Below are 18,249 nucleotides of genomic sequence, written 5' to 3' on the forward strand. Positions count from 1 at the left end.
TTCAATCGAGCGCGAGCACGGTGACGAGCGCGCCGGGTCTTGCATCGAAGCGGCCCGCGTCGGCTTCGATCTGCGCGAGTTGATCCATCGCGGCCGAGCACGCGAAGCCGTACTTCTCGCGCACGCGCTCGGAGCCTATCGTCAGCGCCTCGCGTGAGCGCGCGACGAAGTCATCGACGGGAAAGGTGTTGCCCGGTGTGAAGAATTCGCCGACAACCGTGGACGGCGAATAACAGTTCGCTTCGACGCCATCGGGCCAGCGAATTCGAAAGTGCATGACAGGCATGGTGGCGTTCCTTTAGACGGTCGTGAGCGGCAGGCTTTGCAGCCACTTGCCGTAGATGTCGAGATGATGCGCAGCGCTCGCCTGCCATGTGTAGCGGTCGAGCAAGGCCGGCACGGCTTGATCGAAATCGATGTCGTGTGCACCGTCCATTGCTTTTGCAAGCGCCTTGGCAATCGAAGCGGCGTCATGTGGATCGGTAAAGATGCAGGTTCGATCGTCGAGATAGTCGGTGAAGGGTTCGATATGCGAGACCACGACGGGTTTGGCGCTCGCCAGCGCTTCGAGTACGACCAGGCCGAAGCCTTCGCGTAGCGAGATCATGGAGACGACATCGGCGATGCTGAACAGCGCGGGCATCTGACAGTCGGGCAAGGGACCGGTAAGGATCACTTGCGTGTGATCGAGGCGGAGCTCGGCTGCACGCGCAAGAAAGCGGCGCGTGTAGGCGTCGTGGTCGAGCAGGCTCGCGCCGCCGGCAAGCACCAGTTGCGCCGATGGCCGTTGCGCACGCAGCAGCGTAAACGCTTCGAGCAGCATGAGCGTGTTCTTGCGCGCCTCTATGCCGCCCACAGCCAGCACGACCGGCCCCGCGCCTATCGCAAAGCGCTTGCGCAACTCGTCGCGCTGTCGGTCCGCGCGCGCCGCATAACGCATTCTGTCGATGCCGTTTCTCACCGTGCGCGCATGCACGCCATGCGTGTCGTACATCGTGCGCGTCCATGCATCGCTGACGCAGAGCACGGCGTCGGCGTCTTGCCACGCGCGACGTTGCCAGTGCGAAAGACGCGCATCGTCGAAATTGTCGAGATGATGAACGGTACGCACGAATCCCTTGATGCAGCCTTCCGCTTTAAGCTCGGCGAGCGCATTGCCGCCAATGCTGTCTTGCGCATGGAGAACATCGAAGCTCTCCGCGCCTTCTTCGATCAGCGCATGTTTCAGCGCGCGGATGCGCTCATCGACCATTGCGGCGAGACCATCGCGCGTTCCGACCACGCGCGCCAGCACCACGCGGCACGGCGATGCGCGGAACATGGATTCGCCTTCACGCGCGGGCGCAAAGATCGTCACGAGGTGGCTGCTTTCGTGGAGCGCACGCGCGAGTTCGAGGCTATGCACGACACCCCCGCGCGGATTCACCGAATGCGTGAGCAAGCCTATGCGCATCATGTCGCGCTCCTCGCGCAAATGAAGCCTTCTTCGCGCAGATTCCATAACAGCGCGCTTTCCCCGCCACGTTCGACGACCACTTCGCGCGACGCATCCACCGAGCCGATCGCGGCGCACGCCAGCGAACGGGCTTCGAAACGCGCGCGCACGGCATCGACATGTTCGGGGCGCACCGACAGCACGAAGCCGAAGCTCGGAAAGGCGGTGAGCCAGCGTTCGAGGTCGGCGTCAGCGGGACGCGGGATGGCATCGAGATCGATACGCGCGCCCGCCTTCGAACATTCGAGCAGCATGAGCGCGGTGCCGAGCGCGCCCGCCATGCTGATGTCCTTGGCTGCATCGCAGAGTCCGTCTTCGGCGAGCGCGGGCAGTATCTCGAAGTCGTCGCGCGCACGGCCTTGCGGCGCATCGGTCGACGCATTCCAGAACGGATACGGGTCTTCATACTTGCCGCGCAGATCGACGGCCATGAGAAGCGCGTCGCCGGGTCGTGCATCGAAACTCGTCAAGAGCTTGCGGGCGCGGCCGAGAATGGCCACCGCGAGTTGCGCGCCGTCGCTCTGCACGTTGCTATGTCCGCCGACGACAGGCACGCCGTACGTCGCCGATGCGGCCGTCATGCCCGCGAGCACTTCGGAGGCGTCCTCGATGTTCGCGTTCCATAACGCATCGACTACGGCGAGCGGGCGGCCGCCCATCGCGTAGATATCGCTCACGTTGACCATGACCGCGCTATAGCCCGCGAACCACGGCATGGCGCGCACGAAGTCACTGACCATGCCTTCGATGGCGAAGAGCAGAAAGCCGTCGCCATCGCGAATAGCCGCGCAGTCGTCGCCGATTGCAACCGCTTGCGAAAGATCGAGACGGTTGTCGGGCAAGCGGCTCACGACATCCGCGATATCGCGCTTGTGGCGAAAGCCGCGGCTCTCGCGCAAACGCTCGACCAGTGCAGACAACGTGCTCATGACGGCTTGCGCGCCAGCGCGACGAAGCCGCTTTGCGGCGTGACGCACGGCGGATACGCATCGAGTTGCGCCTGCATCAGATGATGCGGGCGCCCGAAAATGGCTTCCTCCTTCAGCGAATCCCAGCGCAGGCGCGCAAAGAGCGGCGCGTTCTGCGACTGCACGTGCGCGAGAAACGTCTCGCAGCCCAACGCATGCGCGCTCGATACCGCAAGCCGGATCAAGGTCGCGCCGATCTTCGCGTGCGAGCGAAACGCAGCGTGCACGGCAAGGCGCGAGCCGAACCACACGCCGGGCTCTTCCTCGTGGATGCGCACCGTGCCAACGACCTGTTCCGGCATGCCCGCCACGCAACTCAGCGCGACGAGCAGTTGCGCGCGTTCGTCGATAGCGTCGCGGTCATCGCCGATGAATATTCCTTGCTCGATGCAGAACACCGCGCGCCGCAGCTTGTAGGCTTCGCTCGCTTCCCACGACAGCGTCGCCCACTTCACGCGATATTCGACCGGCGAGTAATCGAGATCGGGCACATCGGCTTCGACGAACATGATCACACCTCGTACGATGAAAGCGACGAACACGCGCCGCACTTGCCGCAGCCGGCCTTGATATCGGTCGAGCGCATCTGTGCTTCGGCGAGCATCGAGCCGATGGGCGCCAGCACCGAACGCATGAATTCCGGCTCCGGCGCGGGATGGTCTTCGAGCGGCGTGCCGCTGATCGGCACGAACGGCACGACGAACGGATACACGCCGAGCGCAATCAACTCGCGCGACATGTCGATGATCGACTGCGCGCTATCGCCGAGGCCGGCGAGAATGTACGTGCTGACCTGTCCGCGTCCGAAGACGGCGACGGCTGCCTTGAACGCTTCCATGTAACGCGACATCGGCACGCTGGCCTTGCCCGGCATGATGCGATCGCGCACGGCGGGCGTCACCGCTTCGAGATGCATGCCGAGCGTATCGATGCCGCTTGCCTTCATGCGCTCGAACCAGCGGTCGTCATCGGGCGGTTCGCACTGCGCCTGAATCGGCAGATCGACGGCGGCCTTGATGGCGAACGCGCTGTCGCACAGCACTTTTGCGCCGCGATCCGGCGTGGGCGGCGTGCCGGTCGTGAGGACCATATGCTTCACGCCATCGAGCAGAACCGCCGCGCGCGCCACTTCGGCAAGCTGCTCGGGCGTCTTGTGCGCGATGGTGCGCCCCGCCGCGAGCGATTGCCCGATCGCGCAGAACTTGCACGACTTGCGGCGGCTTTCATAGCGGATGCAGGTTTGCAGCACCGTCGTCGCGAGCACGTCCTTGCTGTGCAAGGTGGCGATGTGCGAGTACGGCACGCCGTCGAGCGTCTGCATCGCATAGAAACGCGGCGCTTTCGGGAAGCTGATGCTCGCGATAGGGATCGCATTGCGCATCAGCGCGCTCGCGCCGTTCGCGTCCGCTTCGCCCGCGACGAAGGGCGAGTTCCACGCGGTGCTCGTATGCACGGGCACCATGATCGTCACGCCATCCACGGTGACGGCCTTGTGATCCGATGGCCCCGCGCCGCCGCGCCGGCTCGAAACGCCGGCGCGCGGATCGACGAGCCGCAGGCCCGCCGACTGAAGCTCAGTCATCAATTGCCGGCTCGACGCTGGCAGGTTCTCTCTGGCGCTCATCGTATGAGGCTCCGGTGAATGGCATGACGGGCATGGCGGGACGGTCGTTGATCGCAAGACTCAGCAACTCGGGTCGCGCGTAATGGCCGACCGAATCCATCATGCGTTTGCGCTTGGTGATGAGCGACATGTCCAAATCGGCGATGACCATGCCCTCGCCTTCGCGCAATGGCTCGACCACGTGCTGGCCTTCGGGCGAAACGATCGCGGTGTTGCAGCCGCCACGCAGCGCGCGCTGCAGATTCGGATCGGGCGTGATGGCTTCGATCTGCGCCTCGGTGAGCCAGCCCGTCGCGTTGACGACGAAGCAGCCGGACTCCAGCGCGTGATGACGGATCGTCACTTCGATCTGATCCGCGAAGATCGGCCCGACGAGCGAACCGGGAAACTGACTGCAGTGGATCTCTTCGTGCTGGGTCATCAACGCATAGCGCGCGAGCGGGTTGTAGTGCTCCCAGCAAGCAAGCGCACCGACACGTCCAATGCTCGTATCCACGACCTTGAGACCCGCTGCATCGCCTTGTCCCCAGACCATGCGTTCGTGATACGTCGGCGTGATCTTGCGGCGCTTGAGCAACAGCTTGCCGTCGGTATCGAAGATGAGTTGCGCGTTATAGAGACTGCCGTGATCGCGTTCGTTCACGCCGAGCACGACCACGATATTGCCGAGCCGCGCGCGTTCGGCGACTGCATGCGTGACCGGCCCCGGCACCACGACCGCCTGTTCGTAGAGCTTCATGTGATCGGCGCCCATGGCAACCGGCGCGCGCACGAACGAGAAGTACGGGTAGTACGGCACGAAGGTTTCGGGGAACACGATCAACTGCACGCCTTTCGCGGCGGCTTCGTCGATAGCCGTGCACACCTTGTCGAGCGTTCCGTCGGGCCGCTCGAAGTCGGGCGTGATCTGCACGGCCGCCGCGCGGACGATGCGTTTTGCGCTCTGTGCGGCCATGATCGTCAGACGGTCCACGTATGGATGATGAGCGCGTTATCCTTGCGATGGAGCAGCTGGATGTCGAGCACATCGAGCGGACTGATCGGCCGGATGCCTTCGATCAACGACGCTTCGCCGTGCCCATACAGCGCCTGCAACGCGAATCGGCATGCATAGACCTTGCCGCCTTCGGCCATGAACTTCTGTAGTTGCTTGTTGAAGTTGAGATGACCGGGGAAGGCTTCGTCGCCAAGCGTGGGAAAGCCGCGTTGCAGACCGAGCGTGACGCCGGGGCCGTAGAGCAGCACGGAAGTATCGAAACCCTTGCGTTGCAGACGCGTTGCCTGCAGCAGATTCACGAAGCCGATCGAGCCTTCGAACGCGACCGTATGAAACGTGACGAGCGCTTTTTCGCCGGGCTCGGCTTTGACATCCTCGAAGACCTTCTCTTCGTAGTCGACCAGATAATCGCCGTTCTTGTGAAGCGGTTGCGTGACTGCGGGCATGGCATTCTCCGATGGTGGTGTCTGATATGGCGCGCATCGAGTTGTCGCGACGGCGAGCCTACAAACGCAACGGATATGCCAATGATTGGCCCGCGAAATGCAATCACTTCGCGATCAATAAAAAGCGCTGCGGCGATGCGCGCCGAAAAAAATTTTCGCGCGCCATGATGGGTAACGCTTCGCGACGTTTTGTCGATGCAATCAATGAAGATCGCGCGCACGAATTCGGCGCAGACACGCATGGCGCTGGTGCGCGCAACACCGAAGCCGTGCATCGATGCGATCAATGCAATCAGGTTGCCCAGGCTTATGCGATCTTTTTTGATGCGGCATGCTTGGCTGATCGCATGCACACAAGGGAAATCGCCCCTATGAATCAGCCCGCGCATCACTGGATCAGGAAGCTCGAAGAGAGCCGCAAGCCTGCTTATCTGACGATTCCCGATCTCATCGAGGAAGATCTCGCGAGCGGCCGCTTGCGTCCGCGCGATCGTCTGCCGGGACTGCGCGATCTCGCCGATGTCCTGAATCTCAACTACACGACCGTGGCGCGCGCTTATGCGGAAGCACGCAAACGCGGCTTGCTGGATCTGCGCGCGGGCAGCGGCACCTTCGTGCGCGGCCGAACGCAGACCTTGCCGCTGGCGGGCGGCAGCAGCGTCGAGATGTCGATGAACATGCCGCCCGAGCCGCCCGGGTTGACGGCGCGCTTGCGGGCATCGGCGGCCAGTTTGATGCAGAGTGCGGACCCGTGGCAGTTGTTGCGCTATCAGGACTTCGGCGGGACGGCGGCGGATCGCGCGGCGGGCCGTGCGTGGCTGCGCATGCGACTGCCCGATTGCGAGGACGATACGGTGCTCGTCTGTCCCGGCATTCATAGCGCGTTGGTGGCACTTGTTTCGCAGCTTGCGCGACCGGGCGAGATGATCTGTCTCGATACGCTGGCGTATCCTGGCATCAAGGCGATCGCATCGCAACTCGGAGTTCGCTTGCAGGCGTTGCCGCGCGACGACGAGGGGCCGCTGCCGCATGCGTTCGAAGCGCTTTGCAAGACGGAGAAGCCCGGCGGTTTCTACTGCAATCCGACCTTGCAGAACCCAAGTACGTTGACCATCAGCGCGCAACGACGCGAGGCATTGGCGGATGTCGCCATGCGCTATAACGTGCCGATCATCGAGGATGAACCGTACGGCATGTTGCCGCTCGATGCGCCCGCGCCGCTTGCCGCGCTCGCGCCCGAGCTGACTTATCACGTCACGGGTTTATCGAAGACCTTCGGTGCGGGCTTGCGCGTGGCGTATCTCAAGGCGCCGACGCCACGGCAGACGCAGCGTATCGCGGGCGCGTTGCGCGCGACGACGGTGATGCCGAGCCCATATACGGTGCTGCTGGCGACGCACTGGATCAACGACGGCACCGCCGCCGACGTGCTCGATGCCATGCGCGAGGAATCGATCGCGCGGCAGGCGATTGCGGCGCAGGCGTTGCGCGACTTTCCGTATAGCGCGCATCCGCATGGCTTTCATCTCTGGTTGCCCGTGCCCGACTTGTGTGACTGGAGCGCTTCGGAATTGGCGTTGCAGTTGCGTAATCAGGGGATCGGAGCCGTTGCGGGCGCGGCGTTTTCAACGGATGGCAATCCGCCTAATGCGTTGCGCTTGTGTCTGGGTGGACCGCAGAATCGCGAGGATTGCAGGGAGGCTTTGAAGCGGGTGGCCGATATGCTGGCCGATCCGCATCATTTGCATATGCCGATGCTTTGACGTTCACTGCGCTCTGTTGATTGAATAGGCATCGAGCAGATCTTTGACGAGCTCGTTCGACACATAATGCGGCCCATCGAAAAGATAGGTTTTATATCCGCGATAAGCATCGATCTGCGGCTTCAATTCATCGACCGTTGCGGAGCGAAATCCGCCACCGACGTTCGGTCGAAACGCCTCCGCGATTATTCTCACGCGATGGCGCCCCAGGCGCGCCGCAAGCTGATCCGCATATTGCCGCGCCACTCGCGGCTCGCGCGCATAGACGCCGCATCCATCCTGCAAGAGCACACCGACATCGCGCGGCAGCCAGCCATCGAGCCATTCGGCGATCGCATTCCCACCCACGTTCGCGCGATCGTAGACGCTGATCCAGAGCGGCCGGGGCAACGCATCGAGCAAGGTGCGCAGCGCGCTCGCATCCTGCCAGGTCGGATCGATCTCGACGGGAAAGTAGTAGCCCGTCACGTGCACCGGCAAGACGACATCCGCCAGACGCATCGACTCGATGGAAAGCTGCGCCGCATTCGCACGCGCCACCGCTTCGCTGAAACGTCCCGACAAGCCGATGATCACATCGCGTGCCCAAGGCTCACGTCCAATGCGCTCCCAGTCCGGCATGCGCGGCGCCGGCCGAAAGCCCGCGCCGGGCACGAAGGAGATGCCATCGACCGCCGTCCATTGGACGATCAGTTCGTGCGCGCCGAGCTTGTCCCAGTCGCCGTGCGGATCGTAAAACGTGTTGTCCGGCTGCCAGACGATGCCGGAGACGATGCGCGGCGGTTGCGCCGGCGCCGCGCTCGCGAAGCATATCGATGCGAACACGCACGCCGTCGTCATCACACGGATAACGGCGCGTGAAGTCCGCGCGGGCAACGCGCTTGCGGTTGCATCTGCCTGCGAGCCCAATCCAGGCGACTGATCGACGCCGCCGCCCGCACTTAAACGCGACGAAGCAAGCGACCGAGCGCCGCGCACACTGAGCCCCGCGAACAACGAAGCGCGTAATCGCCGTGCAAACGCATGACCCGCGAACATGTCATAAACCTCGTACATGCAAGACCTGCACTGCATCCAACCCATCGGCAGCATGAGCGCCATCAGTACGAGAATACCGCACCGAAGAACACGCCCTTCGCGCGATCGTCGCCCGCCACGCGCACGCGATATTGCACCGATATATCGACGAACGAGCGCGTCGTATCGTAACCATCGCCACGGAACCACCAACGCGCCGCCACGCCCGCGCCGATGCCCACCGGCACGCTGCGATCGATTGCAGAATCGTAGTCCACGCCGACCACCGCATGCGGAAACACGGTGAGGCGCGGGCTGATCGAATCGATACGATACGTGCGTCCGAGCCGCGCGTTCGCGGTCGCATACGTCGACGGATTCACAAGGTAATGGCCCGCCTCGCCGTAGAACGTGCCGGTCCACCAACTCGGCACGTCGAGGCGGCGCGTGTCCCCGAAACCGGTCGAATAGGCCGCGCGCGCGAGCCAGTCGGAGCGCACGTCCGAGCCTATCGGCAAGATCTTTTCGATGGCGAAGATTGCATTCACCGATGCAAACGGCTTCACGCGCGCACCTAACGCGGCCTGCAACGTCGATGCCCCCGACGGTCCGCTACCCTGCACGCCGAAGTTCTCGTAACCGCGCGCATAGACTTCGAACATGCGGTCGCCGAGGCTGCCGAACGGGCGCCAGTACGCCTCTGCGCCCGCTTGCCAGTTGCTCGACAGGCCGGGCGTCGGGTTGAACGCAAAGCCCTGCTGCGCGCCGCTGCCGCGATAGTTCACGTTCATGCTGAAGCCCCAGTCGCGGGTGGCTTCGGCGTGGGCCGCGCGCGCGTCGTACACGGCTTGAGGCGTGAGCGCGTCGTCTGCGTGAGGCGCGCTCGCGGTGCGATCCATCGCGCGTTCGAGATAGCGCGCGCCTTCCTCGTTGCGATGCATCGAAAGCGCGGCATAACCCGCATCGGCTTGCGCGCCCGGTGGCAATGTCCCGCTTCGTTCAGCGCGTGCAAAACGGTCCAGCGCAAGCTGCCGCTCGCCCGCCCGCGACGCGATGAAGGCCGCCTGCAGGTCGCTCATCGAATCGAGCAGATTGGCGTCGATGGCCGCGCGCGCTTCCTTCGATGCCTCGCGCGTTTTTCCCGCCGCCGCGAGCGCATCGATCAGCGCGATGCGCAATTGCGGATCGTCGGGTACGGCGGCGATCGCATCGCGCCAGTGGTCGATGGCCTCGCCATGCTCGCCATCGCGTTCGGCCAAGCGTGCGGCGCGCGTGTCGGCGAGCGCGCGGTCGTGGGCGTAGACATCGCACGATGCGCCGTAGCGGTCTTCGCGGCAATCGAAGGTCGGCCGCGCACGCGGGTCGATGTCGTTCTGCGCGGCGGCGGCCATTTGCAGCATCGTCTTAGCGCGCTGACGGCGTAAAGCGATGGCGGCGTCGGCATCGTCGAGCGCGGCGGCGTTTCGTTGCGATACGGACGGCAGCGCGTCGAGCGCGGCTTGCGGACGGTTCTGCGCGAGCCGCACATCGGCGATGATCGTGCGTGCCACACGGGCATCGCGATATCTACGTTCGGCTGCGGAAGCGGCTTCGCCGCTCGTCGAGGCCACGTCATTCGTGGCTTGGTTGCCGCGCGACTGCGTTATGCCCGCAATCGACGGATTGGCGCGGCGCGCATCGGCTTCGTCGAACATCACGTTTTCGCCGGAAGCGGCGGCTTCGGCGCGGCGCGCGTCGCCTTCGGCGATCAACACGCGTTCCAGTTCGATGCCCGTGGGGTCGGCGCGCATGGCGCTGCCTTGCGTGTCGGCGTTCACGTTTGCATCCGTAGCTTCGCTGCCGCGTGGTCGATGGCGCACTGCCGCCGAATCAGCGAGCATCGTGCTGTTTGGGTCTGAAGAGTCGGCGCTTGTCTTTGCACTGGCAGCGTCACTTTGGCGCGGATTCCGCAATGCCGAGGAAGCAACGCTCATCGCGCCGCCTTCGTTCGCATCATCCGCCTGCGCCCCAACGTTCGCCCGCGTATCCCCCGCCTGCGACAGCGACTCCGGCGCCACCGCCAACGCGTGCGCGAAATCCGCGTCCGCATTCGCGCCGCGCGCCGCACGCGCATAACCGCGCAAGGTCCACCAGAGCGCGTCGTTGCGATCGATAGCGATGCAATCGCTCGCCGCCGCTTCCACGCCCGCCAGATCGCCACGCGCGAAGAGGGTTTCGAGCAACTGCGTGCGAAACTCCATCCGCGACGGCGCGAACGCCACCGCCTTGCGCGCATGGCTTTCCGCTTCGACGAAATCGCCATTCGCACGCGCCGCATACGCCGCCTTCGATTCCACCGGCGCCAGCCGATCGCCGATATAACGCCGCCGCGTGCGCAATTCGTTGTTCTCGCCGAAGCGACGCGCGGCATCGTCGGCGGCGGCGTAGGCGGCGGGATCGTCGCCGGAAGCGGCGAGCGAATCGACGAGCAGATAGCGCAAGCGCTCGACGTGCGGCGCGAGACGCACGGCTTCACGGCTCTCGCGCACGGCCGCCGCGTAATCCTTCTTGCCGAAATCGCGATACGCCGCGCGCGCGGCCACGAGCGCCGGACCTTGCAGATCGCCGGCGCCGCCACCGCCCGGATGCCCTTCGCCACCGCCCGCGATCAACGTATCGATCTGCCGGCGGCGCGAGATCAATGCGGGCACGGGTCCGAGTTGCGCGATCGCATCGGACAGTTCGTGGCTCGCTTCTTTCAGACGGCCACGCGCCGCCAGCGAATTGGCCAGCAGCACGCGCAAACCCACGACGTCCGGCCGCTGCCGAATCGCCTCGCGCGCCGACGCGGTGGCATCGGCATATCGATGTTCGCCGAACGCCGCGTAAGCGTCGCGCGCAATGCGATACGGCGCGCCGCTCAATTGCAAGGGCAAGGTTTCATCGGCGTGTGCGTGACCGCTCGCGCACATCATCGCGGCGGTCCAGAACATGACGCGAGCGACGCGGGATGTCGCGCGCGTTGCCGGCGGCGTCATCCGGCGCGCGTTCGGCACCTGACGATCGGGCATCGTTCCGGTGTGCAATCGAGCCCCATGCTTTCTCGCAACCAAATCGATTCTTTCCCGCAAAGCCGATTCTTCGCCACGCAGGCGCGCACGATAGCGCTTCATTGCCCACCCGCCCGCTTCGCATACCGGCGCCGTTGCTCGCCCACCGCCGAAGCGAGCGCTTCGCTCGTGATCACGCGTTCGGCGACCATGTAATCGCCGATACGTCCATGCCGCTCCGGCCGATAATTCTGCAACGCCGTTTCGAACGCGCGGCGCGTGACGAGGCCCATCTCGATCATGATGTCGCCAAGCAAGGGCACGCCGCGCGCAGCCTCGTCGTTCACCGCCTTCGCGGCCGTCTGCTCGTCGCCGGAAAGCGCCGACACGCCCACATCGCGCAACATCCGCAAGCCTGCCGCGATCTCGCTTTCGCGCACCACGTTGATCGATACCGCGCAGCCGGTCGCTTCGCGCAATTCGGCGAGCGCCGCGTCATCGAGCAGACTGGCGCTCACGAAGATCGCGTTGCCGTTCGCATCGGCGCCCTGGGGCATGGCGCGCAGGCGCACGAGCGTTTCCGGCGGCACCGCGACGCCCGGCTCGTTCTGCATGCGAGCCACGTCGAACCTTCCACGCGGCAAGTCCGCCTGAAACGCGATCGCTTCCGCGAGCGTCTCCTCGTCGAGCCAGCCGCGCGTGACGAGCACGCGTCCAAGCGGCGCTTCGCGCGCATGGTCCGTCTGCTTCGCCTGTTCGAGCCGTTCGGGGTCGATCGCCTGCCACGACACCAGCAAGTCGCCGAGGTCCTGGCGCGTGCTGCGCAAGCCATCCACGCTCGGGAAATCGTGCATCGTCTTGTCCCACGCGAGCCGCCTTCCCGTCACCACATGCACGATAAAAAGGCGCCACGCGCGCGACACCGCCATGAAGTTGACCACGTTGCCGATCACCATGCGCGGCACCGCCAGAACGCCGTGCTCCCAGCCGTAAAGCCGCGTCGTGAAGATGATGCGCTGCGTGACGCGCAGCAAGAGCGCGACGAAGTTCGCGGCGAGCAGCGCCTGCAGCCAGCCGGAATCGATGAACGGTGACGGAAAGAAATCATTCGTGAAGCCGAAGTACGAAGCGCTCGCGAACAGCATGAACTGCACGGCAAGCAGATAGGCCAGCATGCCGACGAACGCCGTCACCACGCCCTTGCGGTCGCGCAGCAAGAGATAGCGGTTGGCGAGCGTGCCGCTCCAGCCTGTCAGCGCCCAACCTTGCAAGCCGATGCCGAGCGTCCAGCGCGCCCGCTGCCGGTACGCGGTGCGAAACGTGTCGGGGAAAAATTCGCGCACGCATAGCGGCATGGTGGTCGTGATCTCGCGCTCGGGACCCAGGCCGAACCACACCTTGCGGCGCGACGTGAACTGCACCGGAAACAGCGGAAAGATGGACTGCATGCCCATCTTGAGAATGCGCGCGCCGATATCGTAGTCTTCGGTGAGGCTCTCGGTATTGAACGGCTGACTCTCGGTCTGCCGAACGAGCGCGAGCATCGCGCGGCGCGAGAAGCACGTGCCCACGCCGGCGGAGGGCACCGCACCCGCGAGACTTTCGCGCACGACCAGATCCTTTGCGTGCCATTCCGCGAACTCGTCCATGTACGTGCCCGCGACCAGTTCGAACCAGTTGCGTTCGAGCGATGCCACCGGCAACTGAATCATGTCTTTACGCGGCAGCAGATAGTTGAAGAACTTGAGTTCGATGGGATGCAGCACGTCCTCGCTATCGTGCATGACGATCCCCGCGAACTCCACGCCCGCCTCGAACTCGTAGCGCAGAATCGCCTGCACGAGCCAGTTGAGACAGTCGGCCTTGCAGGTCGGCCCGTCGTGCGGCACTTCCACGCGATGCAAATGCTTGTAGCGATGCCGCATGCGTTCCACTTCGCGGATCGTCGCCGGATCGTTCTGATAGGTGCCGACGAAAATCGTATAGCTGCGGTAATCGAGCACGCGCACGAGGTCTTCGATCATCGGCGCGATGACATCGTGCTCCTGCCAGGCGGGCACCATGATGGCGATCGGCTGCTCGTCGCGCGCGTAAAGCTGCTCGACGGTGAGCGGCGCGTAACGGCGTTCCACCGTCACGCGCCGCCAGAACTTGCGGGTCCAGAACCAGATATCGATGAAGAGATCATCGAGACTCGACAGCAGGATGATCGTCGCCACCACCGCCGCGACGTATTCAAGTGTCTGGTAGTACTCGGCGACGAGTATCTGGCCGTACCACCTGATCGTTTCCAGGATCACGCGCCGTTGTCCTTCTTCTGCCGGCGCAGATGCCTGCGGCGCGCCTGACCCGCCAGCGCGATCAGCACCAGCAACAACACCACGAGCACGGCCGGAATGCCCCAGCGCGCCCAGTGCCGCGTGATCCAGTCGGAGCTGCCCGCCGGTTCATCGACGAGTTCATCGGGATTCACGGTATCGAACTGCTTAAGGACGCCGCTGCCGTCCACCACGGCAATGTCGCCGCGCGAGAGTTGCAGCTTGTCGCTGAGTACGGGCATGGCGCCCGCCGAGCGATAGACCACGCCGCTTTGTCCGTTTGAGCTCGCCACGCTCACCACCGCGACACGCGAAAGGCCCGACATGTCGAGCAGCATGTCGCCCGAAGCGGACTTCAGCGAAAGCCTGTCGGCCGAATAAACGGCGGGATTGTGCTCGTCGGCAAGCGGGACATCGGCGGCGAGGAACGCGCCATCCGGATGCACGGTCGCGCCCGACTCGCTCACGGCGAACTTCGCCTGCACGGGAGCGACGCCCGCCGCGCCTGTCAGATAAGCGAGACGCGGCACGCTGTTCAACGCATCGTCGAGCCAGGCGTGCGGCACGTAAACCGTCGCCGCCGATGCAAAGCGCGCCGCCATGCCCGCGAAGGTGTTGTCGAGCGTGGAGTTGCCGAGTTGCAGATGGCTCGTCGGCAACACGGCGACCGGATAGGCCTGGCGCGCCTGACAGCCTGCATCCGGCTGACGGCGAAAGCTCACGCGCAATTCGTTGGTGCGTGCAAGCGCATAGCGCGGAATCGGCACGATGATGCGTTGACGCACGCCATCCACGTTCAGGAGGCGCGCGCCGATCATCACGTCGTTGAAATACACCGTGGCGGTCGCGCCGCCGTTGGAGAGTGTCGGCGATGCCGCGAGGTCGAGCACCACGTTCTGCGGCAGACGGCCGTTGCCCGAAGCCGCGGCGAGGTCGAAGCGCGCGGACCACGACGCGTTGGTCTGCACGTCGATGCTGCGCGGATCGCCGCCGAGCTCCGAAAGCGCGATGTTGTCGCCGCGCACGCGCTGGTCGGCATCGATCGAATGCACGATCAGCCGGTTCGATACATCGATGGGCCGCCAGCTTGCCGCCAGCGCGCCGATGCCGCGCGTGTCGCCGACCACGATCACCGCGCGTCCGCCGACATGCGCAATGCGCACCTCGCCCGGCGCGAGCGGCGCGGTCAGCGTGTTCATCGTGCGGGCGCGCCATTCGTCGAAGGCGGGCACGGCATCGGCGGAAGCGGTGGCGACTTGCGCGCGCAACGCATCGAGCGCGCCGACGATGCGCTTTCTCATGCCGTCATCCGCCACGATCACGTCCGGACCGAACGCCGCGCGCGCTCCGAGCACGACAAGCGCGCCGAGTTCGGCGTCATCGCTTATTGCATGCTTGCCGCCCGAGGCCAGCGCGCTGAACGCGGGAATCGCGCGCAAAGCCGCGGGCACGTCGATGCCGGTCAGGTCGGCCGTATCGCCCACGGCTGGCAGCGCCTGCACGAGCGGGCGCTTGCCGTCGCGTTGCAGGAGCGCATCGGTGCGCCAGGCCGTGTCGTAGGCGTCGCTGGCGAGTTTTGGCGACGACACCGCGAGCACCGGCGCGTAAGGCAGCGCGCTCCACGCCGTGCGCAGATCGCGAATATCGGCGGGATCGAAGCTGAAGGTCAGACGCGTTTCCGGACGCACGCGCAGCAAGTTGCCGATCGCGGTCTGGTCCGTGCACACGTTCTGGTTGATTACCGAGGCGAAGCCGAGCCCGAGCCGCACGAAACCGGCCGAACGCGGCGCGCCGTCCACGCCGATGTTCACCGCGACGTTGCCCGCGTCCTGCGTGAAGGCGCGCGAGAGCACGGGCGAGCCGTCGAGCGAGAGCAGCATCGTCACGCGTCCGCCGTCGCCGCGTACGTAACCGCCGTCGAGTTGCAGCGTGGCGTCGCTGAGCGGGACATCGGCGGGAACGGGGAGATAGAACTCCTGGCGCGTGTCGGGTGCGCTCAGCGTGACGTCTTGCAAGAGCCCTAGCTCGCGCAGTGTCACCGTGCGCGATTCGCGGCCGTTGAGCCCGAGATGCGCGAACGTGCTTGCAAGATTGCCGGCGGCGGCGAGCGCCGCGCACGGAAGCGCCATGAAAAAGGCCGCCCATGCGGCGGTCAAAGCGAGTGCGACGCGCAATCGGCGCGGTTTGATGATGTCGTTGATCAAGGCGAATGGCTCGAATTTTGGCGCATTCTCACGCACAGCCGCTCTGTCGCCCGAAGAGGCTCGAGAGCGCGAACGCGCGAGATTGCGATGGTCTTTTTGGTGCAACGCCCAAGCTGGCAGTTATTTCGTTCGATATCCGCATCGTTCGCTTCGCGGCCTTGCGGCGCTTCGCGCGATGCGCGCACTGCCGCACTACGCAACCGCCGCGCGCATCAGACGATGCTGCTCCTCGGACACGCGCAAGTCGGGGCGAAACTCCTCGAAAGGACGGTCCAGCAACGCCGAAACGATGCGCGACGAGGCATGGCCGTCGCCATAAGGGTTCACGCTGAGGGCGAAGGCGGCGCGGGCGCTTTCATCGTCGAGAAGCAGCGACACAGCGCAAACGATTGCATGGCGATCCGTGCCGACGAGCCGCGCGGTGCCGGCCTGCACGGCTTCGGGGCGCTCGGTGACATCGCGCATCACGAGCACCGGCTTGCCGAGCGCGGGCGCTTCTTCCTGCACGCCGCCCGAGTCAGTCAATACGATGGACGCGCGCTGCAGGAGACGCACGAAGCCCATGTAGTTCTGCGGCTGGATGAGGAACACGTTCGGCGAGGCGCCGAGCGCGCTGATCACCGTGGCCTGCACGTTCGGATTCAGATGCACCGGATAGACGATCTGAACATCGTCACGCCGGGCGATCTCGCCGAGCGCCGCGCAGATGTCGCGCAGACCCTGGCCGAAGCTTTCGCGCCGATGACCGGTCACGAGCACGAGTTGCTTCGAATCGTCGAGATACGGGAAGCGAGCATCGAGCGAGGCTCGCAGCGTGGCGTTCGAGTCGATGCGCTTCGTCACTGACAGAAGCGCGTCGATCACCGTGTTGCCCGTGATGATCGAGCGGCCTTGCAGCGTCTCGCGCGCGATGTTCTGTTCCGAGCGCTGCGTCGGCACGAACATGAGGTCGCTCATGACATCGACCACGCGGCGGTTCATTTCTTCCGGCCAAGGCCGCGTCATGTCGCCGGTACGCAAGCCTGCTTCGACGTGCGCCACCGGCACGCGCCGATGAAACGCCGCGAGCGCGCCTGCCGTTGCCGTGGTGGTGTCGCCGTGCACGAGAATGCGGCACGGCTTTTCTTCTTCGATGACGTTATCGATCGCGCCGATCAGCCGCGCGGCCAGCCCGTTCAGACTCTGGTTCTCGGACATGACCGCGAGGTCGTACTGCGGAGCGATATCGAAGAGATCCAGCGCCTGTTGCAGCATCGAGCGATGCTGACCGGTTACGCACACGATGGACCGAACGCCCGGCTCCGCTTCCAGCGCCTTGACGAGCGGCGCCATCTTGATGGCTTCGGGGCGCGTCCCAAAAATGGACAGTATCGTTGTTCGCTTCGTTGTCATTGGTCCCGACGGCTACACAATCTTTAACAATTTCGATTGTATTCAGACGTTTAGAAACCTTCTGCCAACTAAAGTGTAAAAAAGTCTAACGAGAGTTTCTGCTCTCGCGTGGCCATGTTTTGTCAAGGCATGGACGGTGGTTTTTACCGGAACGGTTAGTTTTTTCCCACACTTCGAAGCGCGCAGCCGCCTCATGCGCACGGCCGTTTTATACGATCAATCGAAGTCGATATCCAGTAGTACCGAACTCATGGATTTCCCATGAGCGTCGAGGGCGAGGGACGTCGGGCACTTGCCTGGGAGCGAATGCTATTGCCGCGACACAGCCGTCTTCTATCATTCGCTGCGCAGCCCGCCATGCAGACTCCCGTGAGCATGGATAGCGGGCGGACATTGTCCGTAGTGAGGAACGCGGTTCGCGAGCGAAATGTCCGTCGAACTGAATCAGTGCCCCGGTGCGCAAGTCTATTTCTTGCCGCTTGCCTTAGTATCGGTGAGCTCCGTTACTTGCCGATCGGATAGCTCGAGTTTGAGCGGAGCATCGGCGGACAGCTTCTTCGCCTCGACGACCTGCTTCCAGCTTCCGTTCGCAGGCGGATCGCGATAGAAAGCGGCGATCGCTATGTATGCCGTTTCCTTTTCCAATGGCTGTGAAAGACTCACCGATGCAGCTGGGTTGACCACCACGCCTAGGCTTGCCTGGAGATCCTGCGCGAGCATGGTTTTGTCGTCACGAATGAGATCGCCATAGGCCGCGCTGTCGAATAGCTTGCGGTCCTTCAGTTGATAAATGCGTACCGCCACTGAAGTCGAACGACCCGCCGCGTCCTGATTCAGCCCGGCGCGCGCGGTCAGATCCACGTCGAGCACTTTCACCCGTTTGTGGAAGACTGCGTTATAAGCGTCGACCGAGGTATCGGAAACGGTTTGCCAAGCGCCGCATCCGGAAAGCAGCAGCGTCGCGGCGACGCTTGCTGCGCTAAATCGTTTCAACAT

General features: G+C 64.3%; 14 protein-coding genes. 1 reads left to right on the forward strand and 13 read right to left on the reverse strand.

Annotated features, from left to right (window positions below; all coding sequences use genetic code 11):
* Position 1: 1 nt before the first annotated feature.
* The 7 genes from NCT03_RS24485 to NCT03_RS24515 are packed head-to-tail and all read right to left on the reverse strand — an operon-like array spanning position 2 to position 5,530.
* Positions 2-286 (reverse strand): MSMEG_0570 family nitrogen starvation response protein, encoded by a 285-nt coding sequence (locus tag NCT03_RS24485; RefSeq protein ID WP_250494235.1) that lies wholly within the window; start codon positions 284-286, stop codon positions 2-4.
* Between the two features lie 12 nt (positions 287-298).
* Positions 299-1,456, reverse strand: coding sequence for an MSMEG_0565 family glycosyltransferase (locus tag NCT03_RS24490; RefSeq protein ID WP_250494236.1), 1,158 nt, complete (start codon positions 1,454-1,456; stop codon positions 299-301).
* Positions 1,453-2,424 carry a sll0787 family AIR synthase-like protein gene (locus tag NCT03_RS24495; RefSeq protein WP_250494237.1) on the reverse strand — a complete coding sequence of 324 codons (972 nt, stop codon included), beginning with the start codon at positions 2,422-2,424 and terminating at the stop codon, positions 1,453-1,455. Before NCT03_RS24495 ends, NCT03_RS24490 begins: the two co-directional genes overlap by 4 nt.
* Complete coding sequence (locus NCT03_RS24500; RefSeq protein ID WP_250494238.1) at positions 2,421-2,972, reverse strand: MSMEG_0567/Sll0786 family nitrogen starvation N-acetyltransferase; 552 nt, start codon at positions 2,970-2,972, stop codon at positions 2,421-2,423. Before NCT03_RS24500 ends, NCT03_RS24495 begins: the two co-directional genes overlap by 4 nt.
* 2 nt (positions 2,973-2,974) lie before the next feature.
* Complete coding sequence (locus NCT03_RS24505) at positions 2,975-4,045, reverse strand: MSMEG_0568 family radical SAM protein (RefSeq protein ID WP_502800414.1); 1,071 nt, start codon at positions 4,043-4,045, stop codon at positions 2,975-2,977.
* Complete coding sequence (locus NCT03_RS24510; protein ID WP_244829949.1) at positions 4,038-5,042, reverse strand: Nit6803 family nitrilase; 1,005 nt, start codon at positions 5,040-5,042, stop codon at positions 4,038-4,040. The genes NCT03_RS24505 and NCT03_RS24510 overlap by 8 nt, the downstream gene beginning before the upstream one ends.
* Positions 5,043-5,047: 5 nt before the next feature.
* Positions 5,048-5,530, reverse strand: a complete 483-nt coding sequence (locus tag NCT03_RS24515) for an MSMEG_0572/Sll0783 family nitrogen starvation response protein (RefSeq protein ID WP_244829948.1) — start codon at positions 5,528-5,530, stop codon at positions 5,048-5,050.
* A gap of 371 nt (positions 5,531-5,901) precedes the next feature.
* Here NCT03_RS24515 and NCT03_RS24520 point away from each other — a divergent pair, with 371 nt between their 5' ends.
* On the forward strand, positions 5,902-7,293 hold the full coding sequence (locus tag NCT03_RS24520) for an aminotransferase-like domain-containing protein (RefSeq protein WP_250494240.1): 1,392 nt from the start codon (positions 5,902-5,904) through the stop codon (positions 7,291-7,293).
* A gap of 3 nt (positions 7,294-7,296) precedes the next feature.
* On the opposite strand, the gene NCT03_RS24525 is transcribed toward NCT03_RS24520, so the two are convergent.
* From NCT03_RS24525 to tssJ, 6 genes are all read right to left on the reverse strand, one after another.
* Positions 7,297-8,349: an alpha-amylase family protein gene (locus NCT03_RS24525; protein WP_350030175.1), complete on the reverse strand. Its 1,053-nt coding sequence runs from the start codon at positions 8,347-8,349 to the stop codon at positions 7,297-7,299.
* Positions 8,350-8,393: 44 nt separating this feature from the next.
* Complete coding sequence (locus NCT03_RS24530) at positions 8,394-11,360, reverse strand: NfrA family protein (protein WP_250494241.1); 2,967 nt, start codon at positions 11,358-11,360, stop codon at positions 8,394-8,396.
* Positions 11,361-11,458: 98 nt separating this feature from the next.
* Positions 11,459-13,639: a glycosyl transferase family protein gene (locus NCT03_RS24535; protein ID WP_250494242.1), complete on the reverse strand. Its 2,181-nt coding sequence runs from the start codon at positions 13,637-13,639 to the stop codon at positions 11,459-11,461.
* Complete coding sequence (locus NCT03_RS24540; protein ID WP_250494243.1) at positions 13,636-15,861, reverse strand: cellulose biosynthesis cyclic di-GMP-binding regulatory protein BcsB; 2,226 nt, start codon at positions 15,859-15,861, stop codon at positions 13,636-13,638. The genes NCT03_RS24535 and NCT03_RS24540 overlap by 4 nt, the downstream gene beginning before the upstream one ends.
* A 192-nt stretch (positions 15,862-16,053) precedes the next feature.
* Positions 16,054-17,253: a non-hydrolyzing UDP-N-acetylglucosamine 2-epimerase gene (gene wecB / locus NCT03_RS24545; RefSeq protein ID WP_250494244.1), complete on the reverse strand. Its 1,200-nt coding sequence runs from the start codon at positions 17,251-17,253 to the stop codon at positions 16,054-16,056.
* 465 nt (positions 17,254-17,718) lie between these two features.
* Entirely contained in the window at positions 17,719-18,249 is a 531-nt protein-coding gene (tssJ, locus tag NCT03_RS24550; RefSeq protein WP_250494245.1) for a type VI secretion system lipoprotein TssJ, read from the reverse strand.

Origin of the sequence: Caballeronia sp. GAWG1-1 (genome assembly GCF_023631465.1) — a bacterium.
Classification (GTDB): Bacteria; Pseudomonadota; Gammaproteobacteria; order Burkholderiales; family Burkholderiaceae; genus Caballeronia.